This is a genomic window from Rhodoferax sp. (assembly GCF_034519335.1).
Taxonomy (GTDB): Bacteria; Pseudomonadota; Gammaproteobacteria; order Burkholderiales; family Burkholderiaceae_C; genus Allorhodoferax.
Genome location: NZ_JAXHOL010000030.1, coordinates 152,100 through 164,391 on the forward strand (window position 1 = coordinate 152,100; position 12,292 = coordinate 164,391).

Annotated in this window: 15 protein-coding genes; 9 read left to right on the forward strand and 6 right to left on the reverse strand. The window is 65.1% G+C overall.

Annotation, left to right across the window (positions count from 1 at the left end; all coding sequences use genetic code 11):
- Positions 1-52: 52 nt before the first annotated feature.
- Positions 53-898 (reverse strand): pirin family protein, encoded by an 846-nt coding sequence (locus tag U5O12_RS13635; RefSeq protein ID WP_322579165.1) that lies wholly within the window; start codon positions 896-898, stop codon positions 53-55.
- A 138-nt stretch (positions 899-1,036) separates the two neighbouring features.
- Positions 1,037-1,681: a TetR/AcrR family transcriptional regulator gene (locus U5O12_RS13640; protein ID WP_322579166.1), complete on the reverse strand. Its 645-nt coding sequence runs from the start codon at positions 1,679-1,681 to the stop codon at positions 1,037-1,039.
- Between the two features lie 111 nt (positions 1,682-1,792).
- On the opposite strand from U5O12_RS13640, the gene U5O12_RS13645 reads away from it, so the two are divergent.
- The 8 genes from U5O12_RS13645 (at position 1,793) to U5O12_RS13680 (ending at position 8,302) form a co-directional block, all read left to right on the forward strand.
- A complete protein-coding gene (locus U5O12_RS13645; RefSeq protein WP_322579167.1) occupies positions 1,793-2,203 on the forward strand; it encodes a VOC family protein in 411 nt (136 codons plus the stop codon).
- 11 nt (positions 2,204-2,214) lie between these two features.
- Positions 2,215-2,568 (forward strand): GFA family protein, encoded by a 354-nt coding sequence (locus U5O12_RS13650; RefSeq protein WP_322579168.1) that lies wholly within the window; start codon positions 2,215-2,217, stop codon positions 2,566-2,568.
- A 59-nt stretch (positions 2,569-2,627) separates the two neighbouring features.
- Positions 2,628-2,879 carry a hypothetical protein gene (locus U5O12_RS13655; RefSeq protein ID WP_322579169.1) on the forward strand — a complete coding sequence of 84 codons (252 nt, stop codon included), beginning with the start codon at positions 2,628-2,630 and terminating at the stop codon, positions 2,877-2,879.
- Positions 2,880-2,891: 12 nt separating this feature from the next.
- Positions 2,892-3,749 carry a PA4780 family RIO1-like protein kinase gene (locus tag U5O12_RS13660; protein WP_322579170.1) on the forward strand — a complete coding sequence of 286 codons (858 nt, stop codon included), beginning with the start codon at positions 2,892-2,894 and terminating at the stop codon, positions 3,747-3,749.
- 100 nt (positions 3,750-3,849) lie between these two features.
- Positions 3,850-4,257 (forward strand): 5-carboxymethyl-2-hydroxymuconate Delta-isomerase, encoded by a 408-nt coding sequence (locus U5O12_RS13665; protein ID WP_322579171.1) that lies wholly within the window; start codon positions 3,850-3,852, stop codon positions 4,255-4,257.
- An 8-nt stretch (positions 4,258-4,265) separates the two neighbouring features.
- On the forward strand, positions 4,266-5,882 hold the full coding sequence (locus U5O12_RS13670; protein WP_322579172.1) for an aminotransferase class V-fold PLP-dependent enzyme: 1,617 nt from the start codon (positions 4,266-4,268) through the stop codon (positions 5,880-5,882).
- An 18-nt stretch (positions 5,883-5,900) separates the two neighbouring features.
- Positions 5,901-6,773 (forward strand): hypothetical protein, encoded by an 873-nt coding sequence (locus tag U5O12_RS13675; protein WP_322579173.1) that lies wholly within the window; start codon positions 5,901-5,903, stop codon positions 6,771-6,773.
- A complete protein-coding gene (locus U5O12_RS13680; RefSeq protein WP_322579174.1) occupies positions 6,770-8,302 on the forward strand; it encodes a PglL family O-oligosaccharyltransferase in 1,533 nt (510 codons plus the stop codon). Before U5O12_RS13675 ends, U5O12_RS13680 begins: the two co-directional genes overlap by 4 nt.
- A gap of 62 nt (positions 8,303-8,364) precedes the next feature.
- Here U5O12_RS13680 and rarD read toward each other — a convergent pair whose 3' ends face one another.
- The 4 genes from rarD to U5O12_RS13700 all read right to left on the reverse strand — a co-directional run bounded on the left by rarD (position 8,365) and on the right by U5O12_RS13700 (position 11,332).
- Positions 8,365-9,234, reverse strand: coding sequence for an EamA family transporter RarD (gene rarD, locus U5O12_RS13685; RefSeq protein WP_322579175.1), 870 nt, complete (start codon positions 9,232-9,234; stop codon positions 8,365-8,367).
- Positions 9,235-9,297: 63 nt separating this feature from the next.
- Positions 9,298-9,945: a chalcone isomerase family protein gene (locus tag U5O12_RS13690; protein ID WP_322579176.1), complete on the reverse strand. Its 648-nt coding sequence runs from the start codon at positions 9,943-9,945 to the stop codon at positions 9,298-9,300.
- Between the two features lie 11 nt (positions 9,946-9,956).
- On the reverse strand, positions 9,957-10,814 hold the full coding sequence (locus tag U5O12_RS13695; RefSeq protein ID WP_322579177.1) for a bile acid:sodium symporter family protein: 858 nt from the start codon (positions 10,812-10,814) through the stop codon (positions 9,957-9,959).
- A complete protein-coding gene (locus tag U5O12_RS13700) occupies positions 10,811-11,332 on the reverse strand; it encodes a DUF962 domain-containing protein (protein ID WP_322579178.1) in 522 nt (173 codons plus the stop codon). Before U5O12_RS13700 ends, U5O12_RS13695 begins: the two co-directional genes overlap by 4 nt.
- Positions 11,333-11,460: 128 nt before the next feature.
- Between U5O12_RS13700 and U5O12_RS13705 the strand changes: the two genes are divergently transcribed.
- Positions 11,461-12,165: a Crp/Fnr family transcriptional regulator gene (locus U5O12_RS13705; protein WP_322579179.1), complete on the forward strand. Its 705-nt coding sequence runs from the start codon at positions 11,461-11,463 to the stop codon at positions 12,163-12,165.
- Positions 12,166-12,292: the final 127 nt, after the last annotated feature.

Consider the following 12,292-nt stretch of genomic DNA (forward strand, 5'->3'; position numbering starts at 1 on the left):
TTGAATACTGTATTTTTACACAGCATCGCCTGAGCCGTCAGCCGCATGGGCCCTACAGACGGCCTTGCTGGCGCAGCACTTGGGCGCGTTCACGGATGCCGGCCTGGCCGCGCTGCAGCGCAGCCTCGCTGGTGTGCACCGAGTACGGCCCGGTGAACAGATCGTGCGGGTGCAACACCCCCGAGCCGAGTACGAAGTCGGTGTCGGCCTGCGTCTCAAATTCAATCGCGCCACCAGCGTCTTCAAACACGGCCAGGTCGCCGGTGCGCAGCGCAGCGGGCGCGGTGAGTTCGCCTTCGCCCACGGCAGCCCAGGCCACGCTGTGGCCGGCGGGTGGTTCAAAACGCCAGGTCTCCCCGGCTTTGAGGTGCACTCCCAGGTAGCTGATGTTGGACGGCGCGGCAATGGGACTGGTGTGGCCGCCATAACTGCCCAACAACACACGAGCCGGGCCCGCCTGCGGCACATCTGCAGGGTCCAGGTAGAGGCTGTGCGCCTCGGCCAATTCGAGCGCGGGCGGCATGGCCACCCAGAGCTGGAAGCCCAGCACGCGCGCGTGGTTGTCCAGCGTGCCGGTGTGCCACACACCTCCGCCCGCCATCATCCATTCCACCCCGCCCTGGGGCAACACGCCGCGGGCGCCGTGTTCACCGGTGGTGTCTTCGTAAGCGGTCTGGCCGCTGATCAGGTAGGTGAGCGTGGCAATGCCCGAATGCGGGTGCATGCCAAACCGCGGCGGTGGGCTGCCTGCGGCCACCTCAAAACGGTCCAGAAAGATAAAGGGCTTGAGCAGCTGGCCCATATCGCCGGGGCTGACCAGGCGCGTGATGGGGCCGTGGCTGCTGCCACGGGTGCGGTGAACGATGGGACGGGCCTGGGTGGGCGCGAGGGTTTGCATGCGGAAACTCCTGATGCAGAGGGGGCCGCCGTATGCGAGCCGATGCACCAAGGGTAAGGGTGGCCCGAGCACTTTGCTAGAGCACGCGCTTGGCTTTCACTGTCCCATTTTTGGGTCGAATCGGGCGGGGAGCTGCGGCTACAGACCTTGCTCCACCATGGTGAGAAGGCGCTGGCTAAACATCTCGTAGTGCGGGCCCACGGGCGTGGCCAAGGGGCCGTCGATCACCAGCATGGCCAGGCCGTGCACAGCCGACCAGGCCAGCACCTCGGCCCCCGGGCGGCGGGCGGCGGGCATGGCACCGGCTTGCACCAGCAAGTCCAGCGCATCACACAGCAGCTCGTGCGGGTTGCGGCCGCTGTCGCCAGCGGTGGGCCACTCGGGCGTGGCCTGAATGAGATTGTCGGACAGCGCAAAGGCGGTGCGAAACAGGCCCGGCTCGGCCTTGGCGTAGCGCAAGTAACCAGTGCCAACAGCGCGCACGCTGGCGCGGGCATGGTCTGCCGGTGACAGACCCGGGGGCAGGGCGGCCAGCGCGGCCTCCATGGCGCGCGCCACCCCCGACAAGGCATGGGCGCGCACGCCCAGCAGCAGGTCCTGCTGGTTGGCAAAGTGGCGGTAGGCGGCGTTGGGGGCCACCCCCACGCGGCGGGTGGCCTCGCGCAGCGTGACAGCGGCCGGACCACCCGCCCGGGCCAGCGCAATACCGGCTTCGAGCAGGGCACGGCGCAGGTCGCCATGGCGGTAGGTTTGACGGGCGGGAGGGGAGGACGCAGCGGGCATGGCACTCGAATGTGGACAGCGTCCATTATGTTTGCTATTCTTTTGTGGACAGCGTACACAAGCGACACCATCACGCTACCGATGGCCCCGCTGTCCACCAATGAGGTCCCCATGAAAGTTGAGCCTTACCTGTTTTTTAACGGCCGCTGTGACGAGGCAATCGCCTTCTACCAGGAGGCGCTGGGTGCGGAGGTGACGTTTTTGATGCGCATGAACGACGCCCCGGACCCACCACCGCCCGGCGCCATTCCGGCGAGGTTTGAGCACAAGGTGATGCACGCCAACCTGCGCATTGGCGAGCTGGCGCTGATGGTGTCGGACGGCAACAGCGATACGCAGCCCAGCTTCAAGGGCTTTTGCCTGTCGCTGAGTGTGGCCAACCCCGACGAAGCGGCACAGCGTTTTGCCGCACTACTGCCCGGCGGCAAGGTGACCATGCCGCTGGGGCCCACCTTTTGGTCCCCGGCCTTTGGCATGCTGGAAGACCGCTTTGGCGTGGGCTGGATGGTGATCGCGCCCTGAAAGGAAACCCCATGAACCAGACCTACCAGGGAAGCTGCCACTGCGGGCAGATCGCGTTTGAGGTGGAGGGCGAATTGACGGGCGCCGTCGATTGCAACTGCTCCATCTGCCAGCGCAAGGGCACGCTGATGTGGTTTGTGCCGCGCGCGCAGTTGCGGCTGACGACGCCACCCGAGGCCATGCGCAGCTACACCTTCCACAAACACGTGATCCGACACCACTTTTGTCCGACCTGCGGCATGCATCCGTTTGGCGAAGGCGTCGGGCCGGATGGCGCAGCGATGGCGGCGGTGAACATCCGCTGCCTGGAAGGTGTCGATGTTTACAACATTCCGGTACACCACCACGACGGGCGTGCACTCTGAGCCGCAGGGCGGCGACAATCGGGGCTCATCCAACCGACGGCGCTGCCAAAGACTCCCCAATGACCGATAGATACAAAGCCGAGGCGGAAGCCCGCGAAGCCGCCCTGTGCGAACCCTGCCGTGGCATCCAGCGCAACTGGCGCCGCGCCCCCGGCCATGCCGAGCTGGTGCAGGGAGAGAACCGCGAGGAAGAACGGGCCGGCCGTTTTGTGACCGTGACGCGCTACCGCTGCGACCGCTGTGGCTCCATCTGGGACTACGAAAACAACCCGGCCAACCAGAAGGCCGGCTGGTCGCTGCCGCGCCGCTGAGCACGGCAGGCCATGAAAGCGCCCCCCAGACTGCAGTCCCTCGTTGAAGAGGGCCTGATCGACACCGTGGTACGGCAACTGATGAGTGGCAAGGAGGCCATGGTGTTTGTGGTGCGCGCGGGCGATCAAACGTTGTGCGCCAAGATCTACAAAGAAGCCACGCACCGCAGCTTCCGCCAGGCAGTGGACTACACCGAGAACCGCAAGGTCAAAAACTCGCGCTCGGCCCGTGCCATGGCCAAGGGCAGCAAGTTTGGCCGACAGGAACAAGAAGCCGCCTGGCAAAGCGCCGAGGTCGACGCGTTGTACCGCCTGGCCGCAGCGGGCGTGCGTGTGCCGCAACCGATCAATTTTCACGATGGTGTGCTGCTGATGGAGCTGGTGACCGATGCGAACGGCGACGCCGCCCCGCGCCTGAACGATGTGGCGTTTACCGAAGCCCAAGCGCTGCAACACCACGCCACGCTGGTGGCCGAGGTGGTGCGCATGCTGTGTGCGGGTGTGGTGCATGGGGACTTGTCGGAGTTCAACATCCTGCTGGCCAGTGCGGACGATGTGGACTTTCCGGTGATCATCGACCTGCCCCAAGCGGTGGACGCTGCAGGCAACAACCACGCCCAGCGCATGCTGATGCGTGACGTGGCCAACCTGCGCGACTTCTTTGGGCAGTTTGCGCCCGCGCTCTTGGCCACCGACTACGGCCCCGAGATATGGAGCCTGTACCAAGGTGGCCTGCTGAGTAACGAGACACCACTGACGGGCCACTACGAGCGTGCCAACGCCGATGTGGACATGGCGGGCGTGCTGCGCGAGATTGACGACGCACGCGCCGAAGATGCCGCACGGCGTTTGCGCATGGCAGCGGGCTGAGCGAGCTCGAATGCTATGAAAGCCATAGCTGCTTGCGCATATACAACAGGGGCTAGCGGCCTTTTTCTTGTATAAACGAAAGTTCTACAGGAAACCCTCCATGCCCCATCTGGTCATTCTCTACACCGCCAACCTGGACCGCGAGACCGACATGTCGGCCCTGTGCCGCAGCATGGCCGACACCATGCTGGCGCAGCGCGATGAGAGCGGCAAGCAGGTGTTTCCCACCGGCGGTGTGCGGGTGCTGGCCTACCCGGCAGCCCACAGCGCAGTGGCCGACGGCAAGGGCGACTATGGCTTTGTGTACCTGAACCTGCGCATTGCGCGCGGGCGCAGCGCGGCACTGCAAAAGCAGATGGGCGATGCGCTCACGGCGGCGGTGGGCGCGCACTTTGCCACGCTGCTGGCGCAGAAGCCGCTGGGCATCACCCTGCAGATTGACGAAGGGCACGAGGTGTTTGACGGCAAACACAGCACGCTGCACCCGCTGTTCAACAAGGCACTGTGAGTCGCCGAATGCGCGGAGGCGAGCTGCAGGTCAAGATTGCCGACACCGGGGACGAGTTTGACGGGATCGCACGGCTGAACTACGCCACCTTCGTAGAAGAAATCCCCCAACACCAGAGCAACCCCGACCGGGCCCTGGTGGACAAGTTCCACCAGGAGAACACCTACTTCATTGCCAAGGACGGCGCGGCTATTGTGGGCATGCTGGCCTTGCGCAATCAACGGCCTTTTTCACTGGATGCCAAACTGCCGGACCTGGATGCGCACGTGCTGCCGGGGGAGTCGCTGTGCGAAATTCGGCTGCTGGCCATTGAACCCAGCCACCGGCACAGCCGGGTGCTGCGCGAGCTGTTCCGGGCCTTGTTTGCACACTGCGTGGCACAAGGGTTTGACCGCGCGCTGATCTCCGGGCGACTGGAGAACATTCCCCTGTACACCAAGCTGGGCTTTGAGCCCTTTGCCGAGCCGGTAGGCAGCGAAGGAGCGCGTTACCAACCCATGTTCATGACGCGGGCTACCGCCAACCGCCAGCTGCGCGCACTGCCGGTGCGTGCCGCCATGGAAGCCGCGCCTGTGGGGGCGCGCCATTGCTTTTTGCCCGGCCCGGTAGCCATGCACCCGGAAGTGGAAGCGGCCACACGCCTGCCGGTGTATTCGCACCGCAGCCAGCGGTATGCCTCGCTGCTGGACGAGACCAAGGAACGGCTGCGCACCCTGACCCACACGCAGGCTGTGGAGGTGCTCATGGGCACGGGGACGCTGGCCAACGATGTGGTGGCTGCGCACATTGCCCAGTTGGGGAGCAAGGGCCTGATCGTGTCGAACGGCGAGTTTGGGGAGCGGCTGCTGGCCCATGCGCAAGGCTTTGGCATTGCCCACGTGGCGCACCAGCTGCCCTGGGGCCAGGCCATCGACCCCGACGCCATTGCGCAGCGCCTGGACGATGACCGCGACATCCGTTGGCTGTGGTGTGTGCACTGCGAAACGTCGACCGGTCAGGTGAATCCGGTGAAGGAGATACAGGCGGTGTGTGATGCGCGGCAGGTGCTCACGCACTGGGACGGCATCAGCGCACTGGGGGTGCTGCCCTGCGACTGGGGCGGGGTCCGCATGGCCAGCGCCGTCAGCGGCAAGGGCCTGGGCGCACTGACCGGGCTGGCACTGGTGTTTTACAACCCGGCGCTGCTTCAGTCGCAGCCCACGGCCACAACCCGCCCCCTGCCAGCCTATCTGGACCTGCGGACCTATGCCAAGCAGCAGGGGCAACCCTACAGCGGCTCGTCACTGCTACTGGAAGCCCTGGCCAGCGCTTTGCGCCGCCCGCAGGCGCCACGCGCGGCCACCCGCGCCCTGCTGGGCGATTGGCTGGAGCCGCGCTTGCAGCAGCTGGGCTTGCCCCAGGTGGTGCAGGGTGCAGCACGTTCGCCGGGGGTGTTTACCCTGGCGCTACCAAAAGGGGTTTCGTCGCAAGCGCTGGGGGATGCCCTCTTGGAGGCAGGCCTGGAATGCAGCTACGCCAGCGGCTACCTGCTGCAACGCAATTGGCTGCAAATATGCCTGATGGGCGAGGCCAGCCAAGCCGGGCTGGCCCTGCTGTGCGAACAGCTCGCGCAGCATCTCGAATAACAGAAGAAAGCAGGCACTATGTCTCGTTTGCGCGGTTGGGGTTTGCTGTTGGCGGTGGCATTGCCATTGCTGATCTTTTTCAGCTGGTCGCGACTGGGGAGCGAGACGGCGCGTATCAATCTGGAGCGCTACGAGGATTGGGCAGTCAGTGGTACCGCAGCGCTGATGCAGCCCCTGCACGCGCACTACCTGAAGCAACGGCAACCCGCAGTCCATGGGGATCTGGAGTTGCCTGCAGTGCCGCCTAAAAGCGGCGTGAAGAGCTGGGCGCTGCAGGCCGACAGCACTTTGCTGGTGACACTGGACGCCAAGGTCGATGGGCGCGTGGTGCAGCTGCGGTATGTGCCGATTGTGCGCAGTGCCACCGGGATTTTTTACGATTGTGTGAGTGACACGTCGCCCGTACAGGTGGGGCGGATTTGCCGGGGCGAAGTGCTGAAGGCGATGACCGATGTGGCGGCCCAACTGGACGCGAATGCCCAGGTGCTGGCCACGCTGCCGCCAGTACAAACGGCATCGGGCACCACGCTGGCGGCAGGCACCCCCACGGGCAGTGTGGTGGTGGTTCCTGCGGCAGCAAAAGACCTGAATAACTGCGGCTTTCAGTGTGTGCAGCCACAAAGCTGTGTGACGCCACGCCCGCTGGCCTGCGCCAAGCTGGTAACCGAAGCCAGCAGTGGCTACCAGGATGTGCGTGCCACCCCCGACGATGTGCGCGGCAGCCAGTTCGACACCCGCAGCGCGGCCGATGCGGCCTGTGCGCAGGCGTTGGGCGCGGGGTACGGCGTAGCCCGGGCGGGTGGTCTGGGTGGCGTGTTCACGCTCACTGGCGGCAACGAATATTGGGTGCACAACGACGTACGCACCGAGCAGAACTGCTGGACACCGTGACAGTGTCGCGTTACTCCACGCCCGTACTGCGGGCGCAGAGCTTGGCCCTGTGGACCGCTGTGACCGTGTTGGCCATGGTGGCGCCCTGGCTCAGTCCGGTGACCTGGGGCCCCACCCCCGAGATGGTGCAGCGCCTGCTGTCGGTGGGCTGTGGCGCGGTGCTGCTGGTGGCGTGGGTGGGTTATGGGCCGCGAGTGAGTGCCCGCGCTTTGGCGCACACGCTGGCCTGGGGCTGGCTGCTGGCTGCGCTGCTGAGTGCGGGCGCTGGCGTGTTGCAGTACTTTGGTGCCGAGGGTCTGGTGTTTCATGGCTGGATCAGCGCCTCCACCCCGGGGCAGGCCTATGCCAACTTGCGCCAGCGCAACCAGTTTGCGTCACTTACCTCGCTCGGGCTGGTGGCCCTGCTGTACCTGGCCGCAGAGCACCTGCACCAGCCATCCCGACAACCGGCCGTGCGCCGAGTTTGCCTGTTCATGGCGCTGGTAGTGCTGGCGTTGGGCAACGCTGCCAGCAGCTCCCGCACGGGGGTGCTGCAGTGGCTGGGCCTGGTGGTGCTGGCCTGGTTGTGGGGGCGCCACGGGCGGCGCAGCGTGCTGGGGTGGGCCCTGCTGGCAGCGGGCTTGTACGTGCTGGCGACCTGGGCGCTCCCCCTGGAGCTGGAGGCTGCGACCGGACAGGTGGGCAAAGGCGCATTGCAGCGGTTTCAGGAAAGCTCGGATTGCGGCAGCCGCACCATTCTGTGGAGCAATGTGCTGGAGCTGACGGCCCACAAACCCTGGCTGGGCTGGGGCTGGGATGAACTCAAGTTTGCGCACTTCATCACGCCTTATCAGGGCGAGCGTTTTTGCGAGCTGCTGGACAACGCCCACAACCTGCCCCTGCATTTGGCCGTGGAGCTGGGTGTGCCAGCTGCGCTGCTGCTGTGCGGCGGGGCACTGGCAGCGGTGCTGTGGGCCACGCCCTGGCGCGACACCACACCGGCCCGACAAATGGCCTGGGCGGGCCTGGCCACCATGGTGCTGCACAGCCTGCTGGAGTACCCGCTGTGGTACGGGCCGTTTCAGATCGCCACGTTGTTGTGTGGGTGGCTGCTGTGGCGCACGCGGCATGGCGCGCCTGCGGCGCCCCGTGAAGCGGGCCACTTGCCACTGAGCCTGTTGGCGGCCACCGGCTTGCTGGCTGCGGCGGCCTACGTGGGCTGGGACTACTGGCGCGTGGGCCAGCTGTTCATGCCGCCAGCGCACCGGGCACAGGCCTACCGCGAACACACGCTGGCCAAGGTCAGCAACTCCTGGCTGTTCCGCGACATGGTGCGTTTTGCCCGCGTGACCACCACCAGCCCCACGCCCGAGAATGCCGCCGCGCTGTATGCCGACGCCCTGCAGACGCTGCACTACTCACCCGAGCCCCGGGTGATTGGCGCACTGCTGGAAAGCGCGCGCCTGCTGGGGCAGGAAACAGCAACTACCGAACACATCCGCCGCCAGTGGCAGACCGTGTACGGCAAGCTCCCTGCAACGGCACCTTGATTTGCTATTTATTTAGTAGCTACTTGCGCAATATCCACGCGCCTTAGAGGCTAATTTGACACTCAAGTGCGGCGGCTATTCCACCAGCCTTCCAGGCTATAGACCACCAGTGCCGCCCAGATCAGGCCAAAGCCCACGGCGCGCACCGGTTCAAACGGCTCGCCGTAGAGCCACACCCCGATCAGCAGCTGCAGCGTGGGAGAGATGTACTGCAAGATGCCCATGGTGGACATGCTGACGCGGCGCGCACCCGCCGCAAACAGCAACAGCGGAATGGCCGTGAGCGGCCCGCCCAGCAGCAGCCAGCCCACGGTGGCGGTGTCGGCCTGCACCAGGGCGCCCTGCCCATGCCAGCCCCACCACAGCAGGCAGCCCGCGGCCAAGGGGCTGAGCACCAGGGTTTCCAGCGTCAGGCCTTCGAGTGCACCCAAGGCGCCCACTTTGCGCAGCAGACCGTAGAAGCCAAAGGTGATGGCCAGCACCAGCGCCACCCAGGGCAGGCGCCCGGCCTGCACCGTGAGCCAGAGCACCCCAGCTGCCGCCACGGCCACCGCCAGCCACTGGCCGGGGCGCGGGCGCTCGTGCAGGAACACAAAGCCCAGCGCCACATTCACCAGCGGCAGGATGAAGTAGCCCAGGCTGGCGTCGAGCACATGGGCGTTTTGCACGGCCCACACATAGGTGCACCAGTTGGCGGCCAGCAGCACGGCCGAGAGCACAAAGGCGCCCAGCACCCGCGGGGCGCGCAACGCCGTACCCAGCCAGGCCCAGTGCTTGCGCACCGCCAGCACCCCCAGCAAAAACACCAGCGACCAGACGGTGCGGTGCATCACCACCTCAAAGGCGTTGACCGAGGCCAACTGTTTGAAAAAAATGGGGAACAGGCCCCAGGCCGTGTAGGCCAGGGCCGCGTAAATCACTCCGGAATGCATGCAGGTTGCTCAAGCGCTGCGCTCTTGGCGCGGGACGTTGAGCTTAACCCGCCCGCACAGGCCTTATTTGCCGCCCAGCAGTGCTGTTTTGAGACTGGCGTCTGCAGGGCGGTCGCCAAAGTAGTTGTGCATCAGGCAGGTGAAGAACTCAGGTTCGGAGATTTCAGCTGCAAGCTTGCCGTTGATGCTGATGACGGTGCCTTTGCCGGGCAATTCGTCGACGGTGAACATCTCACCAGCAATCATTTTTTTCTTGTCAGCAAAGAGCTCACCCAACTTCACAATGCCCGGAATGCACTTGCCAAACTGCTCGCGTGGCAGGTTGTCACTCATCACCTGGGACATGGTTTTGCCCAAGGTGGTGGAGTCGATTTCACGCAAGAAGCTCACTTTGAGGCGCTTGGGGCCTTTGGACATGTACACGTCGGTCGACGTGGCGGAAGGCACCGGCATGTACAGGGCCGCTGCGTAGACCTTGAACACAAACCGGGTCCGCACGCCCGCGCCATTGAGCTTCAGGGTGGAGCCACCCAACTGGATTTCACGCTCGAATGGAACACCCTCCACCGTAACGTTGGGGCCGGCGGCTGCAGCCTGGGGTGCTGCCTGCACGGTGCCTTGGGCAGTGTTTTGTGCCAAGGTGGATAGCGGCGACAGCAGCGCCCCGGCCAGCAGCAGGGCCACGGATTTATGAACCGTCAAAGTTGTCATGGCAAGACTTTCTAGGAAGAGCGGCGCAGCACCAGAAACCCGAACGCCGTGGCGGTAAGGTACATGCTGACCGAGTAAATGGCCGCCGGCAACGCCAGCTGGAAGTTGCCCAGCACCGACAGCGCCACAAAGATGGCCAGGGTGGAGTTGTGGATGCCGATCTCGAAACTCACGGCGGTGGCCACGGGTTTGTCCAGACCCGCCCAGCGCGAGAGGTAATACCCCGAGAGCAGGCTAAGCAGGTTGAAGGCCAGCACCACCGGCCCCAGGCTGGAGAAAGATTCGGTGAGCGCCGTCCACTCCTTGGCAATGGCGATGATGGAGAAGGAGGCCAGCACAATGGCGCTGAAGGCCTTCATGGGCTGGCCCATGCGCTGGGCAAAGGCTGGGCGCTGGCTGCTGACCACCATGCCAATGGCCACCGGCACCAAAATCACCCCCACCACCTCAAACACCTTGCCAAACTGCAGTGGCACGACCTGACCGGTCTGCACAAAGCTGGCAATCGCCCAGTTGGCAATCAGCGGCAGGCTGACGATGGAGAGCACGGTGTTGATGGCCGTGAGCGAGATGTTCATAGCCACGTTGCCGCCAAACAAATGGCTGAACAGGTTGGCCGACACCCCGCCGGGCGAGGCTGCCAGCAGCATCAGACCCACGGCATACACTGGCTCCACGCGCATCACCACAATCAGCAGGTAGGCCACACCGGGCAGCACCAGCATCTGGATGGCCAGCGCCAGCAGCACGGGCTTGGGGTTCTCGCGCAGGCGGCCAAAGTCACCCAGCGACAGGGACAAGCCCAGGCCAAACATGACCAGGGCCAGCGCAATCAGCAACAGCGTGGGCAGCGCCGCAGTAAAGCTCATGCCGCCACACCGGTGGGGGCCGACACGGAGCCCAGACGGCGGCGGATTTCTTCACGCACGTCGGTGCGCATATTGAAGTGAAAGGCAGTCTCGGCCACCAGGAACAAGGGGCCCACCAGCAGGCCTACCAGGTCGTCCACAAAGGCGGGCTTTTTGCCTTCGTAGTAATGGCCCAAGAACTGGATGGCCCAGCCCAGCACAAACAGGCCCACGCCCCAGCCCAGCCAGACGCTGGTGCTTTGGGCGGCAAACCACTGACTGGCCGCCAGGGAGACGGCCAACAGCATGGCCATGACGATGCCAAAGCGCGCATCCAGGCGGGCATAAAACCAGCTGGAGGCCAGCGCCACCAGCACCGCGGGGCTCAGCATCAGCGCACCCATCTGCCACTGCGGGCGCGACAGGAGGATGGTGACCGCCAGCACAATCATGGGAATGCCCACAAAGTGGGTGACCACGTTGCGGTGGTCCTGGTGGTAGGCGGCGTACTGCGTGAGGTGGTCGGTCAGGGTTTTCATGGCGGTCTCCTGCGTGCTTCTGGGTTGACGTAGCGCAATCATGGGCTTAGCCTCGGCACCACGTCTGTCGGGTAGCCGACACAAAACGCGTCATCCGTACAAACCACTAGACCCAGGCCCTGCCCGTCATGCCCGACCTGTCCCGCTACCTGCCCGTGCTGAATTCCGGGCGCTGGTTCGCCCAACTTCCGGGCGCGTTTTCGCAGGCTCTGCTGCAGATGGCCAAGCTGCGCACACTGCAAACGGGCGATGCGCTATTCCTGCGTGACAGTGCGCCTTGCGGGCTGTATGCGCTGGTAAGCGGCGCCATCCGCATTTCGGGCCAGAGCGGCCAGCGCAACGATGCACGCGAGGCCCTGCTGGTGGTGCTGACGCCGCCGCAATGGTTTGGGGAAATCTCGGTGTTTGATGGCTCCGCCCGCACCCACCACGCCCATGCGGCGGAGCCTAGCACCCTGCTGCAGGTGCCGCACGAGGAGCTACTGGCCTGGCTGCAGGCCCACCCGCAGCACTGGCGCGACCTGGCCGTGCTGATGGCCGACAAGCTGCGCATGGCCTTTGTGAGCATGGAAGAACAAACCGTGCTGAGCGCCCCGCTGCGCCTAGCGCGCCGCCTGGTGGGCATGGCCCAGGGTTATGGCCAGCGCACCGAAGACGGCAGCACCCGGCGCGTACTGGCCATCACGCAGGAAGAACTGGCGCTGATGATTGGTGTCTCGCGCCAAACTACCAACCAGATCCTCAACACCCTCAAGGCGCAACACATCGTACGCATCCAGCGCGGTGAACTTGAAATCCTGGACCTGCCGGCGCTTCGGGCGTTGTGCCAATAAATAAGCCCGCAACTTCACAGGAAGGAGCGGGCTTGTTCAGGGCTACCGCAGAACCGGCTCTGCCGGGCTGCTGGTAGCGCCCCCTGCAAGGGGGAGGGCGGCAAAGCCGCCACGGGGGTGCGCTTTA

What these genes read in the sequence shown, in the direction of transcription:
- U5O12_RS13635 (WP_322579165.1), bottom strand. Translation starts at nt 898, where the DNA reads ATGCAAACCCTCGCGCCCACCCAGGCCCGTCCCATCGTTCACCGCACC.
- U5O12_RS13640 (WP_322579166.1), bottom strand. Translation starts at nt 1,681, where the DNA reads ATGCCCGCTGCGTCCTCCCCTCCCGCCCGTCAAACCTACCGCCATGGC.
- U5O12_RS13645 (WP_322579167.1), top strand. Translation starts at nt 1,793, where the DNA reads ATGAAAGTTGAGCCTTACCTGTTTTTTAACGGCCGCTGTGACGAGGCA.
- U5O12_RS13650 (WP_322579168.1), top strand. Translation starts at nt 2,215, where the DNA reads ATGAACCAGACCTACCAGGGAAGCTGCCACTGCGGGCAGATCGCGTTT.
- U5O12_RS13655 (WP_322579169.1), top strand. Translation starts at nt 2,628, where the DNA reads ATGACCGATAGATACAAAGCCGAGGCGGAAGCCCGCGAAGCCGCCCTG.
- U5O12_RS13660 (WP_322579170.1), top strand. Translation starts at nt 2,892, where the DNA reads ATGAAAGCGCCCCCCAGACTGCAGTCCCTCGTTGAAGAGGGCCTGATC.
- U5O12_RS13665 (WP_322579171.1), top strand. Translation starts at nt 3,850, where the DNA reads ATGCCCCATCTGGTCATTCTCTACACCGCCAACCTGGACCGCGAGACC.
- U5O12_RS13670 (WP_322579172.1), top strand. Translation starts at nt 4,266, where the DNA reads ATGCGCGGAGGCGAGCTGCAGGTCAAGATTGCCGACACCGGGGACGAG.
- U5O12_RS13675 (WP_322579173.1), top strand. Translation starts at nt 5,901, where the DNA reads ATGTCTCGTTTGCGCGGTTGGGGTTTGCTGTTGGCGGTGGCATTGCCA.
- rarD (WP_322579175.1), bottom strand. Translation starts at nt 9,234, where the DNA reads ATGCATTCCGGAGTGATTTACGCGGCCCTGGCCTACACGGCCTGGGGC.
- U5O12_RS13690 (WP_322579176.1), bottom strand. Translation starts at nt 9,945, where the DNA reads ATGACAACTTTGACGGTTCATAAATCCGTGGCCCTGCTGCTGGCCGGG.
- U5O12_RS13695 (WP_322579177.1), bottom strand. Translation starts at nt 10,814, where the DNA reads ATGAGCTTTACTGCGGCGCTGCCCACGCTGTTGCTGATTGCGCTGGCC.
- U5O12_RS13700 (WP_322579178.1), bottom strand. Translation starts at nt 11,332, where the DNA reads ATGAAAACCCTGACCGACCACCTCACGCAGTACGCCGCCTACCACCAG.
- U5O12_RS13705 (WP_322579179.1), top strand. Translation starts at nt 11,461, where the DNA reads ATGCCCGACCTGTCCCGCTACCTGCCCGTGCTGAATTCCGGGCGCTGG.